The 24,863-nt window shown below is 62.0% G+C and carries 36 protein-coding genes and 1 pseudogene; all 37 read left to right on the top strand.

The features are described from left to right. Nucleotides 1-127 (top strand): annotated as a pseudogene (tuf, locus tag EN808_RS08855) (elongation factor Tu); the annotation flags it as partial. Nucleotides 128-196: 69 nt separating this feature from the next. After that, entirely contained in the window at nt 197-505 is a 309-nt protein-coding gene (gene rpsJ / locus EN808_RS08860; RefSeq protein ID WP_010909272.1) for a 30S ribosomal protein S10, read from the top strand. Between the two features lie 61 nt (nt 506-566). After that, a complete protein-coding gene (rplC, locus tag EN808_RS08865; protein WP_023757978.1) occupies nt 567-1,289 on the top strand; it encodes a 50S ribosomal protein L3 in 723 nt (240 codons plus the stop codon). Continuing rightward, on the top strand, nt 1,289-1,909 hold the full coding sequence (rplD, locus tag EN808_RS08870; protein WP_015317984.1) for a 50S ribosomal protein L4: 621 nt from the start codon (nt 1,289-1,291) through the stop codon (nt 1,907-1,909). The genes rplC and rplD overlap by 1 nt, the downstream gene beginning before the upstream one ends. Then, nucleotides 1,906-2,199, top strand: coding sequence for a 50S ribosomal protein L23 (locus EN808_RS08875; protein WP_010909275.1), 294 nt, complete (start codon nt 1,906-1,908; stop codon nt 2,197-2,199). Before rplD ends, EN808_RS08875 begins: the two co-directional genes overlap by 4 nt. Nucleotides 2,200-2,221: 22 nt before the next feature. Next, a complete protein-coding gene (gene rplB / locus EN808_RS08880; protein WP_127278266.1) occupies nt 2,222-3,055 on the top strand; it encodes a 50S ribosomal protein L2 in 834 nt (277 codons plus the stop codon). Between the two features lie 16 nt (nt 3,056-3,071). After that, entirely contained in the window at nt 3,072-3,350 is a 279-nt protein-coding gene (gene rpsS / locus EN808_RS08885) for a 30S ribosomal protein S19 (RefSeq protein ID WP_027044977.1), read from the top strand. Between the two features lie 2 nt (nt 3,351-3,352). Further along, nucleotides 3,353-3,742, top strand: coding sequence for a 50S ribosomal protein L22 (gene rplV, locus EN808_RS08890; RefSeq protein WP_006205462.1), 390 nt, complete (start codon nt 3,353-3,355; stop codon nt 3,740-3,742). Further along, nucleotides 3,742-4,467, top strand: a complete 726-nt coding sequence (gene rpsC / locus EN808_RS08895) for a 30S ribosomal protein S3 (RefSeq protein ID WP_013895697.1) — start codon at nt 3,742-3,744, stop codon at nt 4,465-4,467. The genes rplV and rpsC overlap by 1 nt, the downstream gene beginning before the upstream one ends. A 27-nt stretch (nt 4,468-4,494) precedes the next feature. After that, the gene (gene rplP, locus EN808_RS08900) at nt 4,495-4,908 is read left to right on the top strand and encodes a 50S ribosomal protein L16 (RefSeq protein ID WP_006205460.1); all 414 of its coding nucleotides are present in this window, start codon (nt 4,495-4,497) and stop codon (nt 4,906-4,908) included. 13 nt (nt 4,909-4,921) lie between these two features. Beyond that, nucleotides 4,922-5,122 (top strand): 50S ribosomal protein L29, encoded by a 201-nt coding sequence (gene rpmC / locus EN808_RS08905; RefSeq protein WP_006205459.1) that lies wholly within the window; start codon nt 4,922-4,924, stop codon nt 5,120-5,122. Between the two features lie 11 nt (nt 5,123-5,133). Next, a complete protein-coding gene (gene rpsQ, locus EN808_RS08910; protein WP_010909280.1) occupies nt 5,134-5,373 on the top strand; it encodes a 30S ribosomal protein S17 in 240 nt (79 codons plus the stop codon). A 72-nt stretch (nt 5,374-5,445) separates the two neighbouring features. Next, nucleotides 5,446-5,814, top strand: a complete 369-nt coding sequence (rplN, locus tag EN808_RS08915) for a 50S ribosomal protein L14 (RefSeq protein WP_006205457.1) — start codon at nt 5,446-5,448, stop codon at nt 5,812-5,814. A gap of 12 nt (nt 5,815-5,826) precedes the next feature. Then, nucleotides 5,827-6,141, top strand: a complete 315-nt coding sequence (gene rplX, locus EN808_RS08920; RefSeq protein WP_006205456.1) for a 50S ribosomal protein L24 — start codon at nt 5,827-5,829, stop codon at nt 6,139-6,141. Beyond that, nucleotides 6,134-6,712 carry a 50S ribosomal protein L5 gene (gene rplE, locus EN808_RS08925; RefSeq protein ID WP_127278265.1) on the top strand — a complete coding sequence of 193 codons (579 nt, stop codon included), beginning with the start codon at nt 6,134-6,136 and terminating at the stop codon, nt 6,710-6,712. The genes rplX and rplE overlap by 8 nt, the downstream gene beginning before the upstream one ends. Nucleotides 6,713-6,739: 27 nt before the next feature. Next, nucleotides 6,740-7,045 carry a 30S ribosomal protein S14 gene (rpsN, locus tag EN808_RS08930; protein WP_010909282.1) on the top strand — a complete coding sequence of 102 codons (306 nt, stop codon included), beginning with the start codon at nt 6,740-6,742 and terminating at the stop codon, nt 7,043-7,045. A 12-nt stretch (nt 7,046-7,057) separates the two neighbouring features. Next, nucleotides 7,058-7,456 carry a 30S ribosomal protein S8 gene (rpsH, locus tag EN808_RS08935; RefSeq protein WP_006205453.1) on the top strand — a complete coding sequence of 133 codons (399 nt, stop codon included), beginning with the start codon at nt 7,058-7,060 and terminating at the stop codon, nt 7,454-7,456. A gap of 88 nt (nt 7,457-7,544) precedes the next feature. After that, entirely contained in the window at nt 7,545-8,078 is a 534-nt protein-coding gene (rplF, locus tag EN808_RS08940) for a 50S ribosomal protein L6 (protein ID WP_013895694.1), read from the top strand. A gap of 138 nt (nt 8,079-8,216) precedes the next feature. Further along, on the top strand, nt 8,217-8,576 hold the full coding sequence (gene rplR, locus EN808_RS08945; protein WP_135915581.1) for a 50S ribosomal protein L18: 360 nt from the start codon (nt 8,217-8,219) through the stop codon (nt 8,574-8,576). Between the two features lie 76 nt (nt 8,577-8,652). After that, a complete protein-coding gene (gene rpsE / locus EN808_RS08950) occupies nt 8,653-9,216 on the top strand; it encodes a 30S ribosomal protein S5 (protein WP_032933400.1) in 564 nt (187 codons plus the stop codon). 24 nt (nt 9,217-9,240) lie between these two features. Beyond that, nucleotides 9,241-9,438 (top strand): 50S ribosomal protein L30, encoded by a 198-nt coding sequence (rpmD, locus tag EN808_RS08955; protein WP_006205449.1) that lies wholly within the window; start codon nt 9,241-9,243, stop codon nt 9,436-9,438. Nucleotides 9,439-9,460: 22 nt separating this feature from the next. Then, nucleotides 9,461-9,934 (top strand): 50S ribosomal protein L15, encoded by a 474-nt coding sequence (rplO, locus tag EN808_RS08960; protein WP_095775807.1) that lies wholly within the window; start codon nt 9,461-9,463, stop codon nt 9,932-9,934. 193 nt (nt 9,935-10,127) lie between these two features. Beyond that, nucleotides 10,128-11,468 carry a preprotein translocase subunit SecY gene (gene secY, locus EN808_RS08965; protein WP_015317976.1) on the top strand — a complete coding sequence of 447 codons (1,341 nt, stop codon included), beginning with the start codon at nt 10,128-10,130 and terminating at the stop codon, nt 11,466-11,468. Further along, complete coding sequence (locus EN808_RS08970; RefSeq protein ID WP_127281107.1) at nt 11,465-12,061, top strand: adenylate kinase; 597 nt, start codon at nt 11,465-11,467, stop codon at nt 12,059-12,061. Before secY ends, EN808_RS08970 begins: the two co-directional genes overlap by 4 nt. Nucleotides 12,062-12,278: 217 nt before the next feature. Next, nucleotides 12,279-12,647 carry a 30S ribosomal protein S13 gene (rpsM, locus tag EN808_RS08975; protein ID WP_006205445.1) on the top strand — a complete coding sequence of 123 codons (369 nt, stop codon included), beginning with the start codon at nt 12,279-12,281 and terminating at the stop codon, nt 12,645-12,647. A 160-nt stretch (nt 12,648-12,807) separates the two neighbouring features. After that, the gene (gene rpsK / locus EN808_RS08980; protein ID WP_006205444.1) at nt 12,808-13,197 is read left to right on the top strand and encodes a 30S ribosomal protein S11; all 390 of its coding nucleotides are present in this window, start codon (nt 12,808-12,810) and stop codon (nt 13,195-13,197) included. Between the two features lie 102 nt (nt 13,198-13,299). After that, nucleotides 13,300-14,310 carry a DNA-directed RNA polymerase subunit alpha gene (locus tag EN808_RS08985; RefSeq protein WP_006205443.1) on the top strand — a complete coding sequence of 337 codons (1,011 nt, stop codon included), beginning with the start codon at nt 13,300-13,302 and terminating at the stop codon, nt 14,308-14,310. A gap of 104 nt (nt 14,311-14,414) precedes the next feature. Then, entirely contained in the window at nt 14,415-14,843 is a 429-nt protein-coding gene (gene rplQ / locus EN808_RS08990; protein ID WP_127279754.1) for a 50S ribosomal protein L17, read from the top strand. A 181-nt stretch (nt 14,844-15,024) separates the two neighbouring features. Continuing rightward, nucleotides 15,025-16,518: a DegQ family serine endoprotease gene (locus EN808_RS08995; RefSeq protein WP_135915582.1), complete on the top strand. Its 1,494-nt coding sequence runs from the start codon at nt 15,025-15,027 to the stop codon at nt 16,516-16,518. Between the two features lie 40 nt (nt 16,519-16,558). After that, nucleotides 16,559-17,866 (top strand): replication-associated recombination protein A, encoded by a 1,308-nt coding sequence (locus EN808_RS09000; RefSeq protein ID WP_127279756.1) that lies wholly within the window; start codon nt 16,559-16,561, stop codon nt 17,864-17,866. A 29-nt stretch (nt 17,867-17,895) separates the two neighbouring features. Then, nucleotides 17,896-18,543 carry a DUF930 domain-containing protein gene (locus tag EN808_RS36950; protein ID WP_245525051.1) on the top strand — a complete coding sequence of 216 codons (648 nt, stop codon included), beginning with the start codon at nt 17,896-17,898 and terminating at the stop codon, nt 18,541-18,543. Nucleotides 18,544-18,700: 157 nt separating this feature from the next. Beyond that, nucleotides 18,701-19,531 (top strand): aspartyl/asparaginyl beta-hydroxylase domain-containing protein, encoded by an 831-nt coding sequence (locus tag EN808_RS09010; protein ID WP_127869363.1) that lies wholly within the window; start codon nt 18,701-18,703, stop codon nt 19,529-19,531. A gap of 351 nt (nt 19,532-19,882) precedes the next feature. After that, on the top strand, nt 19,883-21,538 hold the full coding sequence (locus tag EN808_RS09015; protein WP_135915583.1) for a hypothetical protein: 1,656 nt from the start codon (nt 19,883-19,885) through the stop codon (nt 21,536-21,538). A 75-nt stretch (nt 21,539-21,613) separates the two neighbouring features. Beyond that, the gene (gene crcB / locus EN808_RS09020; RefSeq protein ID WP_127869361.1) at nt 21,614-21,988 is read left to right on the top strand and encodes a fluoride efflux transporter CrcB; all 375 of its coding nucleotides are present in this window, start codon (nt 21,614-21,616) and stop codon (nt 21,986-21,988) included. 107 nt (nt 21,989-22,095) lie between these two features. Next, complete coding sequence (locus EN808_RS09025) at nt 22,096-23,076, top strand: RluA family pseudouridine synthase (RefSeq protein ID WP_135880295.1); 981 nt, start codon at nt 22,096-22,098, stop codon at nt 23,074-23,076. 47 nt (nt 23,077-23,123) lie between these two features. Further along, complete coding sequence (locus tag EN808_RS09030; RefSeq protein ID WP_189524082.1) at nt 23,124-23,996, top strand: DMT family transporter; 873 nt, start codon at nt 23,124-23,126, stop codon at nt 23,994-23,996. Between the two features lie 11 nt (nt 23,997-24,007). Next, entirely contained in the window at nt 24,008-24,799 is a 792-nt protein-coding gene (locus tag EN808_RS09035; protein ID WP_135915585.1) for an ATP12 family chaperone protein, read from the top strand. The last annotated feature ends 64 nt before the right edge of the window (nt 24,800-24,863 follow it).

A 24,863-nucleotide genomic window follows, 5' to 3' on the forward strand; every position in this document is an offset into this window, starting at 1 on the left:
CGGCGACAACATCACGGTCGATGTCGAGCTGATCGTGCCGATCGCCATGGAAGAGAAGCTGCGCTTCGCCATCCGTGAAGGCGGCCGCACCGTCGGTGCCGGCATCGTCGTCACCATCAAAGAGTAATTTGGACTTAAACCGATCTGTCGCGGGCGCCGGAGTTGCCCGCGCCGCGCCAGAACAAGGAAGTGACGCATGAACGGACAGAATATCCGCATCCGCCTGAAGGCGTTTGATCACCGCGTGCTCGACGCCTCGACGAAGGAAATCGTGTCGACGGCCAAGCGCACCGGTGCAAACGTCCGCGGCCCCATTCCGCTGCCGACGCGGATCGAAAAGTTCACGGTCAACCGGTCGCCTCACGTCGACAAGAAGAGCCGCGAGCAGTTCGAGATGCGCACGCACAAGCGTCTGCTCGACATCGTCGATCCGACCCCGCAGACCGTCGATGCTTTGATGAAGCTCGATCTGGCCGCCGGCGTCGACGTCGAGATCAAGCTCTAAGGGAATGAGAGCGCGGTAAGGGGCGGTGTCCCTGGCCCGGAACTCTAAAGGAATTGAACCGATGCGTTCAGGTGTGATTGCAAAGAAGGTGGGAATGACCCGCATCTATAATGATGCGGGGGAACATGTTCCCGTCACCGTTCTCCAGATGGAGAACTGCCAGGTCGTGGCACAGCGCACGCAGGAGAAGAATGGCTACACCGCCGTTCAGCTCGGCGTTGGCCTCGCCAAGGTGAAGAACACGTCGAAGGCGATGCGCGGCCATTTCGCGACCGCTTCCGTCGAGCCTAAGGCGAAGGTCGCCGAGTTCCGCGTCTCCGCCGACAACATGATCGATGTTGGCGCCGAGATCACCGTCGAGCACTTTGTCGCCGGCCAGAAGGTCGATGTGACGGGCACGACGATCGGCAAGGGTTTCCAGGGCGTCATCAAGCGTCACCACATGGGTGGTGGTCGCGCGACGCACGGTAACTCGGTATCGCACCGTACACACGGTTCGACCGGCCAGCGTCAGGACCCGGGCAAGGTGTTCAAGGGCAAGCACATGGCTGGCCACATGGGCGACACCAGGGTCACCACGCAGAATGTCGAGATCGTCTCGACCGACGCCGACCGCGGCCTGATCCTGATCCGCGGTGCGGTTCCCGGATCGAAGGGCGCCTGGATCCTGGTCCGCGACGCGGCCAAGGTGGCGCTGCCGGCCAATGCGCCGAAGCCCGCCGCGATCCGTGCTGTTGCGGCAGCTGCGAAGAACGAGGCTCCGGCCACAGAGGGAGCGGAATAATGGATCTCAAGATCACAACGCTCGGCGGTAAAGACGCCGGCAAGGTGGAACTTTCCGACGGAATTTTCGGCCTTGATCCGCGCGAGGACATCCTGCAGCGCGTCGTGCGCTGGCAGCTTGCCAAGAAGCAGCAGGGCACGCACAAGGCCAAGGGCCGCGCCGAAATCGCGCGCACCGGCGCCAAGATGTACAAGCAGAAGGGTACGGGCCGCGCCCGTCACCACTCGGCACGCGCTCCGCAGTTCCGCGGCGGCGGCAAGGCCCACGGCCCGGTCGTTCGCAGCCATGAGCATGAACTGCCCAAGAAGGTTCGTGCGCTTGGCCTCAAGCATGCTCTCTCGGCCAAGGCCAAGAGCGCGTCGATCATCATCATCGACGAGCTGAAGCTGACCGAGGCCAAGACGAAGGCGCTGATCGCGAATTTCGCGACGCTGGGTCTGACCAACGCCCTGGTGATTGGCGGCGCCGAGCTTGACAAGAACTTCAAGCTGGCAGCCACCAACATCCCCAACATCGACGTGCTGCCCATCCAGGGCATCAACGTCTACGACATTCTGCGCCGCGGCACGCTGGTCCTTTCGAAGGCCGCCGTCGAGGCTCTCGAGGAGCGCTTTAAATGACCGACCTTCGTCACTACGACGTGATCGTCTCGCCGGCGATCACCGAAAAGTCGACCATGGCCTCCGAGCAGAACCAGGTCGTCTTCAACGTCGCCAAGAAGGCGTCGAAGCCGGAAATCAAGGCCGCCGTCGAAGCGCTGTTCGGCGTCAAGGTGATGGCCGTGAACACGCTTGTCCGCAAGGGCAAGATCAAGCGCTTCCGCGGCACGATCGGCCGCCAGAGCGACGTCAAGAAGGCGATCGTGACGCTGGCCGACGGCCAGTCGATCGACGTCGCGACGGGTCTCTGAGCAAGGCCGCGAGGACAGGACAATGGCACTTAAGAAATTCAACCCGATAACGCCGAGCACCCGCCAGCTGGTCATCGTCGACCGCTCGGGCCTCTACAAGGGCAAGCCCGTCAAGGGCCTGACCGAAGGCCTGACCAAGTCGGGCGGCCGCAACAATTACGGCCGCATCACGGCCCGCTTCATCGGCGGCGGTCACAAGCGTTCGTACCGCATCATCGACTTCAAGCGCCGCAAGTTCGACGTCGTCGGCACGGTCGAGCGCATCGAATACGATCCGAACCGCACCGCCTTCATCGCGCTGATCAAGTATGATGATGGTGAGCTGTCCTACATCATTGCTCCGCAGCGCCTGGCTCCCGGCGACAAGATCGTGGCGGGCGAAGCCGTCGACGTGAAGCCGGGCAACGCGATGCCGCTGGCCTCGATGCCGGTTGGCACCATCGTCCACAACATCGAGCTGAAGCCGGGCAAGGGCGCCCAGGTTGCCCGCTCCGCGGGTGGTTACGGCCAGCTGGTCGGCCGTGACCAGGGCATGGCGATCCTGCGCCTCAACTCGGGTGAGCAGCGTGTCGTTCACGGCTCCTGCATGGCCACCGTCGGTGCCGTGTCCAATCCGGACCACGGCAACATCAATGACGGCAAGGCCGGCCGCACGGTTTGGCGCGGCAAGCGTCCGCACAATCGCGGCGTGACCATGAACCCGGTCGACCATCCGCACGGCGGCGGCGAAGGCCGCACCTCCGGTGGCCGTCATCCGGTCAGCCCGTGGGGCAAGCCGACCAAAGGCAAGAAGACGCGGTCCAACAAGGCGACCGACAAGTTCATCCTGCGCTCGCGCCATCAGCGCAAGAGCTAAGAAGAGGTAACGCCAAGTGACTCGTTCTATTTGGAAAGGCCCCTTCATCGACGGCTACCTTCTCAAGAAGGTGGATAAGGTTCGTGAAGGTGGTCGCAATGAGGTGATCAAGATGTGGAGCCGTCGCTCCACCATCCTGCCGCAGTTCGTCGGCTTCACCTTCGGTGTCTACAACGGCCAGAAGCACGTTCCCGTCGCGGTGAACGAGGACATGGTCGGTCACAAGTTCGGTGAATTCGCTCCGACGCGGACCTATTACGGTCACGGCGCGGATAAGAAGGCGAAGAGGAAATAATCATGGGCAAGGCCAAAGCTCCGCGCAGGCTTGCTGACAACGAAGCGCGCGCCGTGTTGCGCACGATCCGTATCAGCCCGCAGAAGCTGAACCTGGTTGCCGCGCTGATCCGCGGCAAGAAGGTCGCGACAGCGCTTTCCGATCTCGAATTCTCGGCCAAGCGGATTTCCGGCACGGTCAAGAAGACGCTGGAATCGGCAATCGCCAACGCGGAAAACAACCACGACCTCGACGTCGATGCGCTGATCGTGGCGGAAGCCTATGTCGGCAAGTCGATCGTCATGAAGCGGTTCCACGCTCGTGGCCGCGGTCGCGCCAGCCGTATCGAGAAGCCGTTCTCGCACCTCACGATCGTCGTTCGTGAAGTCGAAGAAAAAGGGGAGGCCGCATAATGGGCCAGAAAGTCAATCCGATCGGTCTTCGCCTCGGCATCAACCGCACCTGGGATTCGCGCTGGTTCGCGAACACCGGCGAGTACGGCAAGCTGCTGCATGAGGACATCAAGATCCGCAAGTATCTTGAGAAGGAGCTCAAGCAGGCCGCGATCTCCAAGGTCGTGATCGAGCGTCCGCACAAGAAGTGCCGCGTCACCATCCATGCCGCGCGCCCGGGTCTGATCATTGGCAAGAAGGGCGCCGACATCGAGAAGCTTCGCAAGAAGCTGATGGAGATGACGAAGTCCGAGACGCACCTCAACATCGTCGAAGTGCGCAAGCCGGAAATCGACGCGACCCTGGTCGCCCAGTCGATCGCCCAGCAGCTCGAGCGCCGCATCGCGTTCCGCCGCGCCATGAAGCGTGCCGTGCAGTCGGCCATGCGCCTCGGTGCCGAAGGCATCCGCATCAACTGCGCCGGCCGTCTTGGCGGCGCCGAGATCGCGCGCATGGAATGGTACCGTGAAGGTCGCGTGCCGCTGCATACGCTGCGCGCCGATGTCGACTACGGCACGGCCGAGGCGAATACGGCTTACGGCATTTGTGGCGTCAAGGTCTGGGTATTCAAGGGCGAGATCCTCGAGCACGATCCGATGGCTTCGGAGCGTCGTGCGACCGAGGGCGATGCCGCGCATGGCGGTGGTGGTGATCGCGAACGCGGTCGTCGTCGCGAAAACGCCTGAGACATTTAGGAATTTGGAGTTAGAACGATGCTGCAGCCAAAGCGCACAAAGTTCCGCAAGCAGTTCAAGGGCCGTATCCATGGTACCGCAAAGGGCGGCACCAACCTGGATTTCGGTGGTTTCGGGCTGAAGGCGCTTGAGCCGAACCGCGTCACCGCGCGTGAGATCGAGGCGGCCCGCCGCGCGATCACTCGCGAAATGAAGCGCGCTGGCCGCGTCTGGATCCGTATTTTCCCGGACGTGCCGGTCACGTCGAAGCCGACCGAAGTCCGCATGGGCAAGGGCAAGGGCGCGGTCGACTACTGGGCGGCGCGCGTCAAGCCGGGCCGCATCATGTTCGAGATCGACGGCGTCAATGAAGAAACCGCCCGTGAGGCGCTGCGTCTCGGCGCGGCCAAGCTCTCGGTCAGGACGCGCTTCGTACAGCGCATCGCAGAATAAGGACGGGCTGATCATGAAAGCCGAAGATATCCGGACCAAGACCCAGGACCAGCTGACCGACGACCTGGCCAGCCTGAAGAAGGAGCAGTTCAACCTGCGCTTCCAGAAGGCCACCGGCCAGCTCGAGAAGACCGCGCGCGTGAGGCAGGTTCGTAAGGACATTGCGCGTATCAAGACCATCGCTGCGGAAAAGTCCGCGGCCAAGAAGGCTTAAGGACGAAAACCATGCCAAAGCGCATTCTGCAGGGCACCGTCGTCAGCGACAAGAACGAGAAGACGGTTGTCGTCAAGGTCGAACGGCGCTTCACGCATCCCGTGATGAAGAAGACCGTGCGCATGACCAAGAAGTACAAGGCGCACGACGAGAACAACGCCCACAAGGTCGGCGATCAGGTGTTCATCCAGGAATCGAAGCCGATTTCCAAGGATAAGCGCTGGATCGTCGTGTCCTCGGACCAGGCGTAAACAAACGAATTTTGGACAGACCGGGGAGGGGCTTCGAGCCCGTCCCGTTAGGAAAGAAGAAGGCGGCCAGTCATGATTCAGATGCAAACAAACCTCGACGTGGCGGATAATTCCGGCGCGCGTCGTGTCATGTGCATCAAGGTGCTGGGCGGCTCGAAGCGGAAATACGCTTCCGTGGGCGACATCATCGTGGTGTCGATCAAGGAAGCCATTCCGCGCGGCCGCGTTAAGAAGGGCGATGTGATGAAGGCGGTCGTGGTTCGCACGGCCAAGGACATCCGCCGCCCGGACGGCAGCGTGATCCGTTTCGACAAGAACGCGGCCGTTCTCGTCGACAACAAGAAAGAGCCGATCGGCACGCGTATCTTCGGACCGGTTCCGCGCGAACTTCGCGCCAAGAACCACATGAAGATCATCTCGCTCGCGCCTGAAGTGCTGTAAGGAGCCGGACCAATGCAAAAGATTAGAAAAGGCGACAAGGTCGTCGTGCTGGCCGGCAAGGACAAGGGCCGTTCGGGCGAAGTCCTTTCGGTTCAGCCGAAGGATGACACCGCGCTGGTGCGCGGCGTCAACATGATCCGTCGTCACCAGAAGCAGTCCCAGTCCCAAGAGGGCGGGATCATTACCAAGGAAGCGCCGATCCAGCTGTCGAACATCGCGCTGGCCGACCCGAAGGATGGCAAGCCGACCCGCGTCGGTTTCATCTTCCAGAAGGACGGCAAGAAGGTGCGCGTCGCCAAGCGCTCGGGAGAAGTCATCAATGGCTAAGGCTCAAACCAAGCAGGCGACCGCCAACAACACGCCGCGCCTCAAGCAGGTCTACAACGAGACCATTCGCAAGGCGCTGCAGGAGCAGTTCGGCTACGACAACGACATGCAGGTTCCGCGCCTCGACAAGATCGTGCTGAACATGGGTGTCGGCGAAGCGACCGCAGATTCGAAGAAGCCTTCGGTCGCGGCCGAAGATCTGGCGATGATCGCCGGCCAGAAGGCCGTCGTCACCCGCGCCCGCAATTCGATCGCTGGCTTCAAGGTCCGCGAGAACATGCCGATCGGCGCCAAGGTCACGCTGCGCAAGGAACGTATGTACGAGTTCCTCGACCGCCTCGTGAACATCGCGCTGCCGCGCGTCCGCGACTTCCGCGGACTGAACCCCAAGAGCTTCGATGGCCGTGGCAACTACGCCATGGGCATCAAGGAGCACATCGTGTTCCCGGAGATCAACTACGACAAGGTTGATCAGATCTGGGGCATGGACGTCATCGTTTGTACGACTGCGAAGACGGACGACGAAGCCAGGGCTTTGCTCAAGGCTTTCAACTTCCCCTTCCGCCAGTAACGGCAGCGAGAAAAGGAAAAATCTGAAATGGCAAAGACCAGCTCAGTCGAGAAGAACAACAGGCGCCGCAAGCTTGCCGACCAGTACGGTCCCAAGCGCGCTGCGCTGAAGGCGATCATCATGGATCAGTCCAAGCCGATGGAAGAGCGCTTCCGCGCTCAGCTGAAGCTTGCTGCCCTGCCGCGCAACTCGGCCAAGATCCGCATCCGCAACCGCTGCGAAGTCACCGGCCGTCCGCGGGCCTATTATCGCAAGCTCAAAGTATCGCGCATCGCGCTTCGGGATCTCGGCAACAACGGCCAGATCCCGGGCCTGGTCAAGTCGAGCTGGTAAGGAGGACATAACATGTCATTGAGCGATCCTCTCGGCGATATGCTGACCCGCATCCGCAACGCCTATGGCCGCAAGAAGTCGAGTGTCTCGACGCCGGCCTCGCGTCTGCGCACCCGCGTCCTCGACGTGCTGAAGGCTGAAGGCTATATCCGCGATTACAGCCAGACCGACTTCGACAACGGCAAGTCCGAGATCGAAATCGAGCTGAAGTATTTCGACGGTGCTCCGGTCGTGCGTGAAATCGCCCGCGTTTCGAAGCCCGGCCGCCGCGTTTACGTTTCGGCCAAGTCGATCCCGCACGTCGCCAACGGCCTCGGCATCGCCATCCTTTCGACACCGAAGGGCGTGATGGCCGACCACGAAGCACGCGAGCAGAACGTCGGCGGCGAGATCCTCTGCCAGATCTTCTGATCTGGCAGCTCACCGCAAATTGGAATCCGGTCTTCGGATCGTTCCGAAGACAGAGACCTGAAACAAGAGAAGTGACGAGGACAACAAAATGTCTCGTATTGGAAAGAAACCCGTTTCGCTGCCGCAGGGCGTGACCGCGACCGTCAACGGCCAGACCGTGACGGCGAAGGGCCCCAAGGGCGAGCTGAAGTTCGTGGTGAACGACGAAGTGCTGGTCAAGATGGAAGGCAGCGAGATCGCTGTCCAGCCGCGCGACCAGACCAAGACCGCCCGGTCCAAGTGGGGCATGTCGCGCACGCAGATCGTCAACATCCTGCAGGGTGTGAAGGACGGCTTCGAGAAGAAGCTCGAGATCACCGGCGTCGGCTATCGCGCCGCTTTGCAGGGTAAGAACCTGCAGCTGGCTCTTGGCTTCAGCCATGATGTCGTCTACGAGACGCCGGCCGGCATCACGATCACCGTGCCGAAGCCGACCGAAATCACCGTGGCCGGCATCGACAAGCAGCAGGTCGGCCAGGTTGCCGCGGAGATCCGCGAATACCGTGGTCCCGAGCCTTACAAGGGCAAGGGCGTCCGTTATGCTGGCGAGAAGATCGTCCGCAAGGAAGGCAAGAAGAAGTAATCGGTTTGGCTTGGAAAAGTCGCGGACTTTTCGGACAGGACCAAGCCACGGAAGTGTAACGCCGCGGGGAGCGGTCGCGGGAGGCGCTTCGCCTACCGCATATGGCGGCCCCCGTTTTTTGAAGGCAAGGAAGACATCATGGGTACCAAGGAAGCCATCCAGCGCCGTGCGCAACGCGTCCGCCGCCAGATCAAGAAAGTCGCCGGCGAACGTCCGCGTCTTTCGGTGCACCGCACGTCGAAGAACATCTACGTTCAGGTGATCGATGACGCCAAGGGCCACACCATCGCTGCCGCCTCGACGCTCGAGAAGGACCTCAAGGGGTCGCTCAAGACCGGCGCCGATACCGCCGCCGCCGCCGCAATCGGCAAGCTGATCGCCGAGCGCGCCACCAAGGCCGGCATCAAGGAAGTCGTTTTCGACCGTGGCCCGTACATCTATCACGGCCGCGTCAAGGCGCTGGCCGAGACTGCCCGCGAAGGCGGTCTCAGCTTCTGATTTTTCACCGTCGGCGACCCAAAGTGGCGCCGGCAATCAGCAACCCGTGCTTCCGGAAAAGAACAAGGAACAGGATATGGCACAGGAACGTAGGGAAGGCGGCCGCGGCCGCGAGCGTGAAGAGCGCGATGACGGCATGGTGGACAAGCTGGTCCACATCAATCGCGTCGCCAAGGTCGTCAAGGGTGGCCGCCGCTTCGGCTTCGCCGCGCTCGTCGTCGTCGGCGACCAGAAGGGCCGCGTCGGCTTCGGTCATGGCAAGGCGCGCGAAGTGCCGGAAGCCATCCGCAAGGCGACTGAATCGGCCAAGCGCGACATGATCTTCGTGCCGCTGCGCTCGGGCCGCACGCTGCATCACGACGTCGAAGGACGCTGGGGTGCGGGCCGCGTGCTGCTGCGCGCCGCCAAGCAGGGTACCGGCATCATCGCCGGCGGCCCGATGCGCGCTGTCTTCGAGACGCTCGGCATGCATGACGTGGTCGCCAAGTCGATGGGGTCGTCGAACCCCTACAACATGGTTCGCGCCACCTTCGACGCGCTGAAGAGCCAGATGCATCCCAAGGATGTGGCTGCCGCGCGCGGCATCAAGTATTCGACCCTTCAGGCCCGCCGCGGCACCGCCGTTGCGGCTGAAGAATAGTCGATCTGACCAGGGATTTTGACCATGGCCAAGAAAGCAACCAAGACCATCACCGTTGAGCAGATCGGTTCGCCGATCCGCCGCCCGAAGGAACAGCGCGCGACGCTGGTCGGCCTCGGCCTCAACAAGATGCACAAGCAGCGCACGCTGGAAGATACGCCCTCCGTGCGCGGCATGATCGCCGCCGTCCAGCATCTCGTCCGCGTTGTGGACGAGGGCTGAGCCAAAGCGCAGGAGAAGCAAGATGAAACTCAACGATCTGCGTGACAAGGACGGCGCGACGCACTCCAAGAAGCGTCTCGGCCGCGGTATCGGCTCCGGTTCGGGCAAGACCGCCGGTCGCGGCGTCAAGGGCCAGAAGGCGCGCTCCGGCGTTGCCGTCAACGGCTTCGAGGGTGGCCAGATGCCGCTTTACAGGCGCCTGCCGAAGCGTGGCTTCAACAACATCTTCGCCAAGAGCTTCGTTGTCGTCTCGCTGGCCCGCATCCAGGAAGCCGTCGATGCCAAGAAGCTCGACGCCAAGGCGACCGTGACGGCCGAGGCGCTTGTCGCCGCCGGCGTCATCCGTCGCGTCAAGGATGGCGTGCGCGTGCTGTCCGATGGCGAACTCAAGGCCAAGCTCGCCTTCGACGTCGCTGGCGCCTCCAAGGCCGCGATCGAGAAGATCGAAAAGGCCGGTGGGTCGGTCAAGCTGCCGGAAAAGGCAGCTGCCGAGTAACGGCAATTTGAAGCGCGGTCGGCAAGAGTGGCATCCGTTTTTGCTTTCGATCGCGCTTTGATCTGCTCAATTTAGCGGCCGCGTCAACGCGGCCGCTTGCATGTTTACAGCCCGGAGCTTATCTCGTGAGCTTCGGTGAAACGCACCGCCTGACCTCACGGGCCATCAAGCGTTACCAAGCGGAGAATCAGGCATGGCTTCGGCTGCTGAACAACTAGCCTCGAATCTGAATTTCTCGGCCTTCGCCAAGGCGGAGGACCTGAAGAAACGCATCTGGTTCACCATCGGCGCGTTGCTCGTCTATCGCCTCGGCACCTACATCCCGCTTCCCGGCATCAATCCCGATGCCTTCGCCCAGGCCTTCTCCTCGCAGAGCAAGGGCGTGCTCGGCATGTTCAACATGTTCGCCGGCGGCGCCGTGCAGCGCATGGCGATCTTTGCGCTTGGCATCATGCCCTACATCTCCGCCTCCATCATCATGCAGTTGATGACATCGGTCATTCCCTCGCTGGAAGCGCTGAAGAAGGAAGGCGAGCAGGGCCGCAAGGTCATCAACCAGTACACGCGCTACGGCACCGTGCTGCTGGCGCTGGTGCAGGCCTACGGCATTTCGGTGGGGCTGGAGAACGGCAACGGCATCGTCAGCGACCCCGGCATGTTCTTCCGCATCTCCACCGTCGTCACGCTTGTCGGCGGCACCATGTTCCTGATGTGGCTCGGCGAGCAGATCACCGCGCGCGGCATCGGTAACGGTATCTCGCTCATCATTTTCTCCGGCATCGTCGCTGGTCTTCCGCACGCCATTTCCGGCACGCTGGAGCTCGGCCGCACCGGCGCCCTGTCGACCGGCCTGATCCTGGCGATCATCGTGCTGGCCATCGTCGTGATCGCGCTCATCGTCTTTTTCGAGCGCGCCCAGCGCCGCCTGCTGATCCAGTATCCGAAGCGCCAGGTCGGCAACCGCATGTTCCAGGGCGATACCTCGCATTTGCCGCTCAAGCTCAACACGTCGGGCGTCATCCCGCCGATCTTCGCGTCGTCGCTGCTGCTGCTGCCGGCCACCGTCGCCGGCTTTTCGCAGACGACCAACATGCCGGCCTGGGCGAGCACCATCCTGGCCTCGCTCGGCCACGGCCAGCCGCTCTACATGGCATTCTACGCGGCGATGATCGTGTTCTTCGCCTTCTTCTACACTGCGATTGTCTTCAACCCGAAGGACACCGCCGACCAGCTCAAGAAGCATTCGGGCTTCATCCCGGGCTATCGCCCGGGCGAGCGCACCGCCGATTACATCGATTACGTTCTCACCCGCATCACCGTCGTCGGCGCCATCTATCTGGTGCTGGTGTGCCTGCTGCCGGAGTTCCTGATCTCGGCGACTGGCGTACCATTCTACCTTGGTGGCACATCGCTTCTGATCGTGGTCAGTGTCACGCTCGATACGGTTGCGCAGATTCAGGGTCACCTGATCGCGCACCAGTATGAAGGCCTGATCAAGAAGTCGAAGCTGCGCGGGGGGAAGAAAGCCAGATGAGGTTGATTTTGCTTGGGCCGCCGGGGGCGGGCAAGGGGACACAAGCACAAAGACTGGTAGAAAAACACGGCATTCCCCAGCTCTCGACGGGTGACATGCTGCGTGCCGCCGTCCAGGCGGGTACCGAGGTCGGCAAGCGCGCCAAGGCGGTGATGGATGCTGGAGAACTGGTATCCGACGCCATCGTCAACGCCATCGTCGCAGAACGTATCGATCAGGCCGACTGCGCCAAGGGGTTCATCCTCGACGGCTACCCGCGTACGCTTGTGCAGGCCGATGCGGTTGAATCGATGCTCTCGGAGCGCAGCATTGGTCTCGATACGGTTATCGAACTGGTCGTCGATGACAGGGCTTTGGTCGGCCGCATCGTCAAGCGCGCCGATGATGCCAAGGCCGCCGGCCAGCCGGTGCGCAAGGACGACAATCCCGCTGTGTTCGAAGAGCGCCTGCGGGAGTACTACAAGAAGACCGCTCCGCTGACCGGCTACTACTATGCCAAGGGCAAGCTCAAGACTGTGGACGGCATGGCCAGTATCGACGCGGTGACCGCCGAGATCGAGACCGTGCTCGCCGCGGCCGCAAAGGCGCGGTAAGGGAATTTAAAGATTAAGCTTGACGGAGACGGTTCGCTGCGGTATGGCGGCCCGTCTTCCTATCAGGTGCGCACTTTGCTTGTCCGCAAGGGCAAGGCAGTCGCTTTGAACTGGAAACTCCCGCAAGGGCCGGCCTCCACCGGACGCGGGGCAATTTGAACAGCGCCGGGATCTGCCTTGTTTAAGGTCGTCCGGTCCACATGGAGAAGAGAAGAACATGGCTCGTATAGCCGGCGTCAACATTCCGACCAACAAGCGCGTCGTCATCGCGCTTCAGTACATTCACGGCATTGGCAAGAAGTTCGCCCAGGAGATCGTCGACAAAGTCGGCATCCCCGCCGAGCGCCGCGTCAACCAGCTGACCGACGCGGAAGTGCTGCAGATCCGCGAGACCATCGACCGCGATTACCAGGTCGAAGGCGACCTGCGTCGCGAAGTGTCGATGAACATCAAGCGTCTGATGGACCTCGGCTGCTACCGCGGCCTGCGTCACCGCCGCTCGCTGCCGGTTCGCGGTCAGCGCACCCATACCAATGCACGTACCCGCAAGGGCCCGGCCAAGTCGATTGCCGGCAAGAAGAAGTAATTTTTAGGGGAATAAGGGAGTAGGGGAGTAAGGCAGTAGGGAATGCCCGTCGATCGGGTCGCATTTTTCCCTACTCCCTTACTGCCCTATTCCCCTACTCCCTTAGTAAGGTGGAGCCGCTGGCATTACGGCGGTGTAGAGATCAACTGAAAGGACTACCATGGCCAAGGAAGCCGCACGTGTTCGCCGCCGCGAACGCAAGAACATCTCGTCGGGCGTTGCCCACGTCAATTCGACCTTCAACAACACGATGATCACCATCACCGACGCGCAGGGCAATTCGATCGCCTGGTCGTCGGCCGGTGCCCAGGGCTTCAAGGGTTCGCGCAAGTCGACCCCGTTCGCCGCCCAGATGGCTGCCGAGGACGTTGCCAAGAAGGCCCAGGAACACGGCATGCGCATGCTCGAAGTCGAGGTCTGCGGACCGGGCTCGGGTCGTGAATCGGCGCTGCGCGCCCTGCAGGCGGCCGGTTTCACCATCACCTCGATCCGTGATGTGACGCCGATCCCGCACAATGGCTGCCGCCCGCGCAAGAAGCGCCGCGTCTAACATTATTGAACGCCGCGCGAACGCTTACGAAAGCGTTCCTCCACGGTATTCCAGGTCGCCCGCCACGATTGGATGGTGGCGGGTCAACGGAAGGAAAGCATCATGATCCAGAAAAATTGGCAGGAACTGATCAAGCCGAACAAGATCGAGTTCTCGTCGAAGAAGAAGACCCTGACCACGCTGGTCGCCGAACCGCTCGAGCGTGGCTTTGGTCTTACCCTCGGCAACGCGCTGCGCCGCGTGCTTCTGTCTTCGCTGCGCGGTGCGGCTGTCACCGCCGTGCAGATCGACGGCGTATTGCATGAATTCTCGTCCATCGCCGGTGTGCGCGAGGACGTGACCGATATCGTCTTGAACATCAAGGAAATCGCCATCCGCATGGAAGGCGACGGCCCCAAGCGCATGGTCGTGCGCAAGCAGGGCCCGGGTGCGGTTCTCGCCGGCGACATCCAGACGGTTGGCGATGTCGAGATCCTCAACCCCGACCACGTCATCTGCACGCTGGACGAAGGCGCTGAAATCCGCATGGAATTCACCGTCGACACCGGCAAGGGTTACGTGCCGGCCGAGCGCAATCGCGCCGAGGACGCGCCGATTGGCCTGATCCCGGTCGACAGCCTCTATTCGCCGGTCAAGAAGGTCTCCTACAAGGTCGAGAACACCCGTGAGGGGCAGGTTCTCGACTATGACAAGCTGACCATGACCATCGAGACCGATGGCTCGATCTCGGGCGAGGACGCGGTGGCTTTCGCCGCCCGCATCCTGCAGGACCAGCTTGGCCTGTTCGTCAACTTCGACGAGCCGCAGAAGGAAGTCGCCGCCGAAGCCGTCACCGAGCTCGCCTTCAACCCGGCGCTGCTCAAGAAGGTCGACGAACTCGAGCTTTCGGTGCGTTCGGCCAACTGCCTGAAGAACGACAACATCGTCTACATCGGCGATCTCATCCAGAAGACCGAAGCCGAGATGCTGCGCACCCCGAACTTCGGCCGCAAGTCACTGAACGAGATCAAGGAAGTGCTGGCGGCTATGGGCCTGCACCTCGGTATGGAAGTGCCGGACTGGCCGCCGGAAAACATCGAAGACCTCGCCAAGCGTTACGAAGACCAATATTGAGCATGAACTCCAAGGATCGGCGGCGTGAGCCGCTCGGTCCGACGGTCATGCGGAAAACCATCAGAGGCCGTGGCCTCTTGAACAACTGAAGAAGGAAAAGAGCCATGCGCCACGGTTTCAAAGGCCGCCGCTTCGCCCGCAGCATAAGCCACCGCAAGTCGATGTTCGCCAACCTGGCGGTGTCGCTGCTCGAGCACGAGCAGATCGTCACCACCTTGCCGAAGGCGAAGGATTTGCGTCCGATCGTCGAGAAGCTGGTCACGCTCGGCAAGCGCGGCGACCTGCACGCCCGCCGCCAGGTGATCGCGCAGATCGGCAATGAAGGCGTCGTCAAGCGCCTGTTCGACACCATCGCCCCGCGCTACGCCACCCGCAACGGCGGCTATCTGCGCATCATGAAGGCAGGCTTCCGTCACGGCGACAATGCCGCGATGGCCGTCATCGAGTTCGTCGACCGCGACACCGACGCCAAGGGCGCCGGCGACCGCGCCCGCCTTGAGGCGGAAGGCACGGACGAAGCCGCGGCCGCATAAGGCTTCGTCTTTCCAGATTGAATTAAAGGGGCCTGCGGGCCCCTTTTTCATATTCTGTGCGCGCCAAGCCGTGCCCAAAACTATTGATTGGCGCGAAAATAATCGGATTTCAGCGGCTTAGCCTTTCATTTTGCACATTCGTCGGGACAATGCGCCCGAACTCGCCTTGGAGGATTCGCGAATGCTCGCCAAAAGACTGTCCCTTGTTCTGCTTTGCGCCTTCATGGTGTTCGCAGCCGCACCGGCAGTCCGGCAGGCGCTGGCCGAGGACGCCGCCAAGCCCGCCGATCCGGGGCTCTCCGATGTGCTGACCGACCTGCTGCATGGCGTTGAAGGCGAGAATGCCACTTCAGGCCCGGACAAGCGCGTGCCGTTCGGTCGTGAGGAAGTGCAATTGTCGTTCGCGCCTCTGGTCAAGCAGACCGCGCCGGCCGTGGTCAATGTCTATGCCTCGCAGACAGCCAAGGTGACATCGCCTTTCGAAGGCGATCCGTTCTTCGAGGAGTTTTTCGGCCGCGCCCAGCCGCGTGCTCAGTCTTCCCTGGGCTCGGGTGTGCTCGTTGATCCGAGCGGTGTCATCGTCACCAATTTCCACGTCATCAAGGACGCCGACGAGGTCAAGGTGGCGACCGCCGATGGCCGTGAATTCGCCAGCAAGGTGATGCTGAAGGACGAAACGCTCGACCTTGCCGTGCTCAAGATTGAGTCCGACAAGCCGTTCCCGGTGATCGCCATCGGCGATTCCGACGCGCTCGAAGTCGGCGACCTGGTGCTGGCCATCGGCAATCCCTTCGGCGTCGGCCAGACCACCACCAGCGGCATCGTTTCCGCCCTTGCGCGCAGCCATATAGGCGTCTCGGACTCGGGCTATTTCATCCAGACCGACGCCGCCATCAATCCCGGTAATTCCGGCGGCGCGCTGATCAACATGGGCGGCCAACTGGTCGGCATCAACACCGCCATCTACAGCCGCAGCGGCGGCTCGATCGGTATCGGCTTTGCGATCCCAGCCAACATGGTGCGGGCTTTCGCCGACGCCGCCAAGGCCGGCCTCGATTTCTTCGAACGGCCCTATATCGGCGCCGAGTTCGAAGCAGTGACACCGCAGATCGCGGAATCGCTCGGCATGGAAAAGCCGACCGGGGCGCTGGTCTCGTCCGTCGACGCGGCAGGCCCCGCCGGCAAGGCAGGACTGAAGCCGGGCGATGTCGTGCTGCAGATCAATGGCAAGCCGGTCGAGAGCATCGAGGCGCTCGACTATCGCATGGCGACGCTGTCGATCGGCACCAAGGCGAATTTCGCGATCCTGACCAAGGGCCAGCAGGCAGCGATGGATATCGCGCTGGAGCGGGCGCCGGAGGGTGCGAAAGCCTCGGAGGTGACGCTGCATGGCCGCAGCCCGTTCTCGGGCGCCAAGGTCTCGGAACTGTCGCCGCGGCTTGCCCAGAAGCTCGGCCTGCGCACGGACCTCAAGGGCGTGACGGTGATCGACATCAACCGTGATTCGCCGGCCGCCGATTTCGGTTTCCAGCCGGGCGACATCGTGCGCGAGGTCAACGGCACCAGCATCGACACCGCCGCAACGCTGGCGCAGGTAGCCCAGCAGGATACGCGCTGGTGGCGCTTTACCGTCGAGCGCGGCGGGCAGATACTGCGCCAGGTGTTGCGTTACTGAGTTCGATCTGAAGGATCGCGCTCCAAACTAAAAGAAGTGCATGGCCGATCTGTTCAGTGTCGATGAACCGGAAAAGGTGCCGCCCGGGCGGCCGCTGGCCGACAGGCTGCGGCCGAAAAACCTTGGCGAGGTCGTCGGCCAGGAGCATCTGACGGGTCCCGATGGCGCGCTGACCCGGCTGATCGGTTCCGGTTCGCTGGGGTCGATGATCTTCTGGGGTCCGCCCGGCACCGGCAAGACCACGGTGGCAAGGCTGCTTGCCGGCGAAACCAGTCTTGCGTTCGAGCAGATATCGGCCGTGTTTTCCGGCGTCGCCGATCTGAAGAAAGTGTTCGAGGCGGCCAAGCTGCGCCGCGCCAACGGGCGCCAGACGCTGCTTTTCGTCGACGAGATTCACCGCTTCAACCGTGCCCAGCAGGACTCTTTCCTCCCCGTCATGGAGGACGGGACGGTGGTCCTGGTCGGCGCCACCACCGAAAACCCATCCTTCGAACTCAACGCGGCCTTGTTGTCGCGCGCGCGGGTCATGGTCTTTCATTCGCTCGGCGAAGACAGCATCGCCAAGCTGATGATAAGGGCGGAGGAGACGGAGGGTAGGGCGCTGCCGCTCGATGACGAGGCGCGGGCGATGCTGATCCGCATGAGCGATGGCGACGGACGCGCATCGCTGACATTGGCCGAGGAAGTCTGGCGTGCAGCCAAGCCTGGCGAGATATTCGATCCCGAAGGGCTGCAGCGCATCGTCCAGCGCCGTGCGCCAATCTACGACAAGGGCCAGGATGGCCATTACAATCTGATCTCGGCGCTGCACAAGTCGGTGCGCGGCTCGGATCCGGATGCCGCGCTCTACTATCTGGCGCGCATGTTCGATGCCGGCGAGGATCCGCTCTATCTTGGCCGCCGGCTGGTGCGTATGGCGATGGAGGACATCGGGCTGGCCGATCCGCAGGCACTGGTCGTCGCCAACGCCGCCAAGGATGCCTATGACTATCTCGGCTCTCCCGAGGGCGAGCTCGCTTTCGCCGAGGCCACCGTCTATCTCGCCACCGCGCCGAAATCCAACGCCGTCTATACGGCCTTCAAGGCAGCCACGCGGGCCGCGAAGGAACATGGCTCGCTGCTGCCGCCCAAGCATATCCTCAACGCGCCGACCAAGCTGATGAAAGAGGAGGATTACGGCGCCGGCTACCGTTACGACCATGATGAGCCGGACGCCTTTTCAGGCCAGGACTATTTTCCCGAAAAAATGGGTCGACAGACCTTCTACGATCCGCCCGAACGTGGTTTCGAGCGCGATATCAGGAAGCGGCTCGACTACTGGGCAAAGCTGCGCAAAGAGCGGGAATAGCCGGTTTGCGGAGTCCGGTGGCCTTGGCGGTGCGAAACGAGGCCTCGCCCTGGGGGATTTCCACTTCGGTTCTCCTGCACGCGCTGCTCGCCGCCACGGTTATGTTGATACCACTGCAGAACCCCCCGAACCGGCGTGAGGAGGAGGAGCGCGTGTCGGTCGCCATCCTGACGCCACAGCAGTTCGAGGCTTCGACAAGACCCCCTTCACCGCCCGCCGAGGCGCCCGGCGCGCCCATACCCGCGGCCCCTGCGCCGACGCCAAGCGCTCCCCGGTCTCCCGTCGCGCCGGCCATGATTCACCCGACGCGGATGCTGTCGGCCAAGACGCTCGCCGATCCGCGCAGCAAGCAGGCCCGCGCCGATCTCGAGACCTTCGCGTCCGACGAGCGCATGGTGCAGCTTTGCAATCTGGAGGCCATGGATCAGATCCGCCAATGGCGCGCGGATTTCCAGCCGGAGCGGGTGGTGCCCTATGCAACCGCCGAGGAAAAGATCACCGGCACGACGATCGCCGCCGATGGTGCGGCTTTTCGCAGCGGTAAAAACTGGTACGGCCTGAAGTTCAAATGCCAACTCGCGCAGGACGGCGAAAGCGTCATCGGCTTTGAGTTTCTGGTCGGCGATCCCGTGGCCAGGGATAGATGGAACGAGCTTGGCTTGCCGGCGGTGCATTGACAGCCCGGCATGCTCCACCAGGCAGCCAGCCCGGCCGGATACCATGGCCGTTGTGCGGTGACCCAAAAAACCTTATCAAGGCGCACGGTCGGGCGGTGGCCGTTGCCATGATTTGGGCACCTCATTCGCAACAGGATCGCGCGTCGCGCGTGGAAAAATGACAAAAACCCTTCGCAAATCCCTTCGCAAATTCGCCATTGCCATCCCGCTTCTCGCCCTTGGCTTCTATTTCATCCCGATGCTGACGACGATCTTCATCGTCTGTGGCCTGATCGACGTACTGCGCAACAGCAGGAAGGATCTGGCGCTGTTCAGCGGCTACTTCCTTGGCAACGGGCTCTTCACCTGGTTGCTCTCACCCTTCAACCTGCTGGTCGATCTTCTGTGCTACAGAAATCCGGGCGTGTGGAAGCTGGAGCAGTTTCCCGCCGACTATCAGCGTGAGGTCAACGAGGTCCTTGATGTCTTCAAGGCGCGCAAGGACGAGATCATCGCCGACATCGACGCCAATTTCGGCACCGGCCGGCGTGGCATGTATGTCTATCAATGGTACGGCAAGCACCGGATCGACAACGTCGCTGAATTCAACAAGGATTTCAAATACATCAAGACCATTGCCGTTTCGGTCTTCAGGGGCAAGGAATCGACCTCCTGGCATTTCGGGCCGCTGCGGCTCAGCCTGCGCATTCTCTACAATCTGCTGCCGGTAAAGGCGGAGGTTTTCGTCGAGTGCAACAACGCCAGGAACTACTGGCATGACAATCCGCTCTACATTTTCGACGACACGCTGCTGCATCGTTCGGTCAACGAATATGACGGCCGCCGCTACTGCGTGTTCATGGACATTGTCAGGCCGTCGCCATTCCCGGGCCTCATCGCGGGGCTTCTCGCCATCGTCTCGGTGAGCGTCGAGCGCATCAATTCGATGTTCTACAAGAACTGGAAGATGATTGGCTCCACAAAGCCGAAGAAGGTCGAAACCACCTGAGTTGAAGATCCATCGATGCTGCCGGCTCTGCCGGCAGCATCCTGAATGCGTTAGGGCAGTTCCAGGAAACGCAGACGGCTTTCCGTCGCGAATTGCGTCAAACCAAGAGCCGCTGCCGGCGCTCCTGCATTGGTTTGAGCACCGCCAGGCAATGCTCTGACAAGCCATGCTCTGACAAGACGGGCAGCTTTAGCGTTACGTCGGTTCAGACCTCGGCCTCTTTGGGCCGTCGCCAATTCATTATATGACCTATGTCGCAGGATTCGCATTTGCCCGCACGGCTCCGGCTGCGTCAGGGTATCTCGATTCTGCCCTCGGCAGTTCTGTCTCTTCCTTCCTTGGCGGATCCAAGTGTCAAAGCACAAAGCCTTCGGAGTCTGGGCGGGAACCTACATATGCACCGTGATGCTAGGCATTGCCATCAGCGCCGCGTACATAAATCTTGAAGAACCGGTCTACTATTGGGACTACGCTGCTTATTTCAATGTGTTCAACCAGCAGGGCGCGCTCCTGGTCGAGGATCCCTTCAACTGGCTGAACCAGGTGGGTACTTCTATTGCCACGCAGGATTATGGTGTGGCTATCCTGGTGCCGTTGATGCCCTTTCACATCGTCTTCGGTGGTTCGAGGCTTTCCTTCGTCGCTGGAATAGTCTCGGTCTACCTGGTTCCAGCGGTTTTTTTCATAGGCAGGATAAGTTATCTCGAGGCGGTCTCCGAGGCACCTTCTCGCGGCTGGCCAGCCGTTTGGATCGCGGCCTTGCTCTACACGCCGTTCTGGGCGCCGACACTGCGTGGAATGCCTGATGTTGCCGGTTGTCTCGCTCTCACCGCGGCAACCTATGTCCTGTGGAAGTCAAAATTCCTGACCCGCGAACCGGTGGCGAGCGGAATATCGGTCGGCGCCAGCCTATGGTTGGCCTTCATGCTGCGGCGCTGGTACGCCTACGCTGCTATCGGGGTCACCCTTTCCGCGGCGTTCCTGGGCCTGCTGCAGATCGCAAGGGATCGGGATCTTCCGGCATTCCGCGCTACGGCTGGGGGTGGCCTGTGTGCGATCTTCGTTGTCACCGCAACCGCATTGAACTTCCAGCTGCCGCTGATCGCCAGAATTCTGGGAACGAGCTACGGCGACCTCTACAGCGGATACAAGACGACCTTTGGCACTGAACTCGGTGAAATGGGGAGCCGGCTCAGCTATGTGAATTGGCTGCTGATCATTGCCGGGCTTTACATCTCCATTGCCCGCCGCAACAGGTTCTCCCTGTTCTGCGCCATCGCCTCGCTGCTGACATTTTTGATTTTCACCCGGACGCAGGATCCGGAACCCCATCATTCACTGCCGATGTTCCTTTGGCTTTTCCCTGCATACGCCCAAGCCATTGTCGCGATCGTTTCCGTGCCGGCGCTGAAATCGCGATGGTGGACCGCAGGCATGGCGGTTGCCGCTGGGCTCGCTTTCCTGGGCACATTTTTCCCGACAGGTCGTCAGCTCCTGTCTCCGGTCGATTTCTTTTTTGCGCGGGAGGCCACGCTCCCGCTCCATCTCGATAATCTCCCCGAATACAGGCGCATGATCGATGATCTGGCCGGCAGAATGGGGCCACAGGATCGCTTTTCGGTTTTTGCCTCGGGGGCAGTCATGAGCGACGCGCTGTTGTTCGGGATGGATCGGGACCTCGTTCCCCATATCGGCTGGATTTGCCAGGTGGATAGTCGTGATCGGTTTCGGCCGGACGCATTGAAATCCAGATTTGTGATCGTGACCGACCCGCCGGTTACTCATCTGCAACCGAGCGCGCAGATTTGCGTCACGCTTCCGAACCAATATATTCTTGACGGGCAAGGCATCGGTGCCGCGTACAAGCGCATTGCGCAGTACCAATTGTCCGGCGGCGTTACCGGCTATCTCTATGAGCAGATGCGCCCGGTCACGCAGCAGGAACTCAATGCGCTGTACGGCGAATTCAGGAAGAAATATCCGGACTGGACAACGCCTGTCTGGTGAACCACGACAGGCGGATCTGGCGCTGACCGAGCCCAAGGGATTGACGCCGGCGCCCTCTCAGGGGCAGTAACGGCTATGTTCAATCTGCTTCTTGTTGCTGTCGGCGGTGGCATCGGTGCCGGCATCCGCCATTTGACCAGTATGGGCGCGCTGCGCCTCGTCGGCCCCAACTATCCCTGGGGCACGATGGCGATCAACATCATCGGCTCCTTTGCTATGGGGCTGTTCATCGCCATTCTGGCGCGCCGCGGCGGATCGAACGAGCTCAGGCTATTCGTCGCCACCGGCATCCTTGGCGGCTTCACCACCTTTTCCGCCTTTTCCCTCGATTTCGCGACGCTGTGGGAGCGGGGAGCCACGCTACCTGCGCTTGGTTACGCGCTTGCAAGCGTCATTGGTGCGATCACTGCGCTGTTTCTGGGACTTTGGCTCGCAAGAAGCCTGCCATAAAGCACGCGATGGCGTGCTTTGTGGTTTTGGGCGGCGTGCATTAGTGCTATTGCCGCGCCAAACGCAGGCCAAGAGCCCTGCTCGGGAAACGGATAAGCGAAAAAGACATGGCAGGCGTTGAACAGATCACGGTGGAGGCCGGCGAGGCGGGCATGCGACTCGATCGCTGGTTCAAGACCCATTTCCCGGGTCTTGGCTTCGGCCATCTGCAGAAGCTGCTGCGCTCCGGCCAGATCCGCGTCGATGGCGGTCGGGTCAAGGCCGACACCCGTGTGGAGCCGGGCCAGATGGTGCGTGTGCCGCCGCTCGAGGTGGACAAGAAGGGCGAGAGCGCGCTCACAGGCCACTCGATCCGCAACCAGGGTGACGCCGATGTGCTCGCCAAGATGCTGATCCATGAGGATCCGAAGGTCTTCGTCTTCAACAAGCCGGCGGGCCTCGCCGTTCAGGGCGGCTCCGGCGTCACGCGCAATGTCGACGACATGCTGGAAGCCTGGCGCAACCAGAAGGGCGAGAAGCCGCGGCTGGTGCATCGGCTCGACCGCGATACGTCGGGCGTGCTGGTCGTCGCCCGTACCAGGCTGGCCGCCATGAAGCTCTCCGAGGCGTTCCGGGCACGGGAAACCAAGAAGACCTACTGGGCGCTGGTCAAGGGCGTGCCGCCCAAGCGCGAGGACAAGATCTCGACTTGGCTGATCAAGGAGGCGACGCCGGACGGCGACCGCGTGCGCATCGCCGCGCATGGCGAAAAGGGCGCCGACCACGCCGTGTCCTATTACCGCATCATCGAGCAGGCGGCGCAGACCATGACCTGGCTGGAGATGGAGCCTTATACGGGCCGCACGCACCAGCTCCGCGTCCACGCCGCCTATATCGGCTGTCCGATCATCGGCGACCCGAAATACTTCGAAGCCGACACCAACTGGGATTTTCCCGGCGGCATTCAAAACCGCCTGCACCTGCACGCGCGCCGCATCATTATTCCGCACCCGGACAAGGGCGTCATCGATGTCACCGCGCCGATGCCGCCGCACATGCGCCAAAGCTGGAACCTGATCGGCTTCGACGACGCCAGCGCGGAGGATTGACCGTGAGCGGCGCCACCGACGCGCTTGATCGGCGCGACGCTGTCGATATGGCCGCCGCCGCCATCATGGTCGGCCTGACCTTTTCCTGGGGGCTGAACTACGTCGCCGCCAAAATCTCCTATGCCGGCTACGACCCGGTCTTCCTGTCGATCGCGCGTTCGGTCATTGGTGGTTTCTGCGTTTTCCTCTGGTGCCGATGGCGCGGCATTGCGCTGTTCGCCAGGGATGGGACATTGCTGGCCGGCATCGCGGTCGGCGTGCTTTTCGGCGTCGAGTTCCTTTGCCTCTATGTCGGCCTGGAGCATACGACCGTTGCCCGAAATACGCTGCTGGTCAACTCGATGCCGTTCTGGATGCTGATCGGCGGCCACTTCCTGCTCGGCGAACGGATCAGCACGCGCAAGTTCCTTGGCCTGCTGTTGGCCTTTGCGGGTCTCGCCACCGTTTTTTCCGACAAGCTTGGCGGTAGCGGAGACATGCTGTTCGGCGATCTCCTGAGCCTTGGTTCCGGGTTTTTCTGGGCTCTGACCAACATCCTCATCAAGCGATCGAAACTGGTCGAGGCAACCGCGGAGAAGCTGCTGCTCTATCAACTCGCCGGCGCGGCGGTCGTTGGCGTGTTGGTGATGCCTCTCGCAGGCCCGCCGGTTCGCGATCCAGCCTTGCTGCCGACATTGGCGCTGCTTTTCCAGGCGATCTATATCGTCGCCTTCACCTACGTGCTGTGGTTCTGGCTGCTGCGCCGCTATCCGGCCTCCGGCCTGTCGAGCTTCACCTTCCTCTCGCCGGTTTTCGGTGTTTTATGCGGCTCGATGTTCTTGAATGAGCCGCTGACCATTCGCATCTTCCTGGCACTTGGTCTCATCGCGGCGGGCCTGATCATCGTCAACCGGCCGGCGCGCAAGCTGACGCCGGTGTGAAAGAGATTTTCATGCGCGATATCCTCAACGACCTCGAAGCGGGCAAGTATCTTTCCGATCCGGATCCGGTGCGTCGCGCCCAGATCCAGATGAAGACGCCGCTGCCCAAGCGCTTCTACAAGGAGGTTTCGGTCGTGCCGGTGGAAGCTGGCTTTGCCGTGCAACTCGACGGCAGGCCGGTGCGCACCCCGGGCAAGGCGTTGCTGGCGCTGCCGACCGAGGCGGCCGCGGCGCTGGTTGCCGACGAGTTCGCGGAACAGGGCGAGACGATCAATCCGGTGATGATGCCGGTGATGCGGCTGGTCAACACCGCCATCGATGGCGTGGCCAGCGATCCGCAGGCGGTGCTGGAAGACATTCTGCGTTTCGCCTCGTCGGACCTGCTCTGCTATCGCGCCGACGCCCCACAAGGGCTGGTCGAGCGGCAGAACGAGCAGTGGGATCCCGTCATCGACTGGGCGCGCGCTTCGCTCGGGGTTCGCTTCAACCTTGCCGAGGGCATCATCCATGTCGAGCAGCCGCGCGAGACCATTGCCGTGCTGGGCAGCCATCTGGCGCAGCGCGCCCAACCGCTGCGCCTTGCCGCCATTCATGTCATGACGTCGCTGACCGGCTCGGCACTGCTGGCGCTGGCGGTCGATTTCGGCGAGCTCGACGGCGAGGAAGCCTGGGCCGCCGGCCATGTCGACGAAGACTGGCAGATCGCGCAGTGGGGACAGGACGCCGAAGCCGTCGCGCGCCGCACCGCGCGCAAACGAGATATGATGGCCGCCGTCAGCCTGCTCGAAGCGCTGCAGGCCTGAGCGCTTCGCTCCGCCTTCGCACTGCACCTAATACGAAAGTCATAATCCCATCGTCGCGGTGCCT

Source organism: Mesorhizobium sp. M8A.F.Ca.ET.165.01.1.1, assembly GCF_004792065.1.
In the GTDB taxonomy this organism is placed as follows: domain Bacteria; phylum Pseudomonadota; class Alphaproteobacteria; order Rhizobiales; family Rhizobiaceae; genus Mesorhizobium.

Coding starts and splice junctions, on each gene's coding strand:
- rplV (WP_006205462.1), top strand. CDS start 3,353: ATGGGCAAGGCCAAAGCTCCGCGCAGGCTTGCTGACAACGAAGCGCGC.
- rpsQ (WP_010909280.1), top strand. CDS start 5,134: ATGCCAAAGCGCATTCTGCAGGGCACCGTCGTCAGCGACAAGAACGAG.
- crcB (WP_127869361.1), top strand. CDS start 21,614: ATGTTCAATCTGCTTCTTGTTGCTGTCGGCGGTGGCATCGGTGCCGGC.
- rplO (WP_095775807.1), top strand. CDS start 9,461: ATGAAACTCAACGATCTGCGTGACAAGGACGGCGCGACGCACTCCAAG.
- rplQ (WP_127279754.1), top strand. CDS start 14,415: ATGCGCCACGGTTTCAAAGGCCGCCGCTTCGCCCGCAGCATAAGCCAC.
- rplB (WP_127278266.1), top strand. CDS start 2,222: ATGGCACTTAAGAAATTCAACCCGATAACGCCGAGCACCCGCCAGCTG.
- rplR (WP_135915581.1), top strand. CDS start 8,217: ATGGGTACCAAGGAAGCCATCCAGCGCCGTGCGCAACGCGTCCGCCGC.
- rpsH (WP_006205453.1), top strand. CDS start 7,058: ATGTCATTGAGCGATCCTCTCGGCGATATGCTGACCCGCATCCGCAAC.
- rpmC (WP_006205459.1), top strand. CDS start 4,922: ATGAAAGCCGAAGATATCCGGACCAAGACCCAGGACCAGCTGACCGAC.
- EN808_RS09035 (WP_135915585.1), top strand. CDS start 24,008: ATGCGCGATATCCTCAACGACCTCGAAGCGGGCAAGTATCTTTCCGAT.
- secY (WP_015317976.1), top strand. CDS start 10,128: ATGGCTTCGGCTGCTGAACAACTAGCCTCGAATCTGAATTTCTCGGCC.
- rpsK (WP_006205444.1), top strand. CDS start 12,808: ATGGCCAAGGAAGCCGCACGTGTTCGCCGCCGCGAACGCAAGAACATC.
- EN808_RS08985 (WP_006205443.1), top strand. CDS start 13,300: ATGATCCAGAAAAATTGGCAGGAACTGATCAAGCCGAACAAGATCGAG.
- rpsC (WP_013895697.1), top strand. CDS start 3,742: ATGGGCCAGAAAGTCAATCCGATCGGTCTTCGCCTCGGCATCAACCGC.
- rplN (WP_006205457.1), top strand. CDS start 5,446: ATGATTCAGATGCAAACAAACCTCGACGTGGCGGATAATTCCGGCGCG.
- rplE (WP_127278265.1), top strand. CDS start 6,134: ATGGCTAAGGCTCAAACCAAGCAGGCGACCGCCAACAACACGCCGCGC.
- rplD (WP_015317984.1), top strand. CDS start 1,289: ATGGATCTCAAGATCACAACGCTCGGCGGTAAAGACGCCGGCAAGGTG.
- EN808_RS09025 (WP_135880295.1), top strand. CDS start 22,096: ATGGCAGGCGTTGAACAGATCACGGTGGAGGCCGGCGAGGCGGGCATG.
- rplX (WP_006205456.1), top strand. CDS start 5,827: ATGCAAAAGATTAGAAAAGGCGACAAGGTCGTCGTGCTGGCCGGCAAG.
- EN808_RS09030 (WP_189524082.1), top strand. CDS start 23,124: ATGGCCGCCGCCGCCATCATGGTCGGCCTGACCTTTTCCTGGGGGCTG.
- EN808_RS08970 (WP_127281107.1), top strand. CDS start 11,465: ATGAGGTTGATTTTGCTTGGGCCGCCGGGGGCGGGCAAGGGGACACAA.
- rpsJ (WP_010909272.1), top strand. CDS start 197: ATGAACGGACAGAATATCCGCATCCGCCTGAAGGCGTTTGATCACCGC.
- rpsM (WP_006205445.1), top strand. CDS start 12,279: ATGGCTCGTATAGCCGGCGTCAACATTCCGACCAACAAGCGCGTCGTC.
- EN808_RS09010 (WP_127869363.1), top strand. CDS start 18,701: ATGACAAAAACCCTTCGCAAATCCCTTCGCAAATTCGCCATTGCCATC.
- rpmD (WP_006205449.1), top strand. CDS start 9,241: ATGGCCAAGAAAGCAACCAAGACCATCACCGTTGAGCAGATCGGTTCG.
- rpsE (WP_032933400.1), top strand. CDS start 8,653: ATGGCACAGGAACGTAGGGAAGGCGGCCGCGGCCGCGAGCGTGAAGAG.
- rpsN (WP_010909282.1), top strand. CDS start 6,740: ATGGCAAAGACCAGCTCAGTCGAGAAGAACAACAGGCGCCGCAAGCTT.
- rplC (WP_023757978.1), top strand. CDS start 567: ATGCGTTCAGGTGTGATTGCAAAGAAGGTGGGAATGACCCGCATCTAT.
- EN808_RS08875 (WP_010909275.1), top strand. CDS start 1,906: ATGACCGACCTTCGTCACTACGACGTGATCGTCTCGCCGGCGATCACC.
- rplF (WP_013895694.1), top strand. CDS start 7,545: ATGTCTCGTATTGGAAAGAAACCCGTTTCGCTGCCGCAGGGCGTGACC.
- EN808_RS09000 (WP_127279756.1), top strand. CDS start 16,559: ATGGCCGATCTGTTCAGTGTCGATGAACCGGAAAAGGTGCCGCCCGGG.
- rplP (WP_006205460.1), top strand. CDS start 4,495: ATGCTGCAGCCAAAGCGCACAAAGTTCCGCAAGCAGTTCAAGGGCCGT.
- EN808_RS08995 (WP_135915582.1), top strand. CDS start 15,025: ATGCTCGCCAAAAGACTGTCCCTTGTTCTGCTTTGCGCCTTCATGGTG.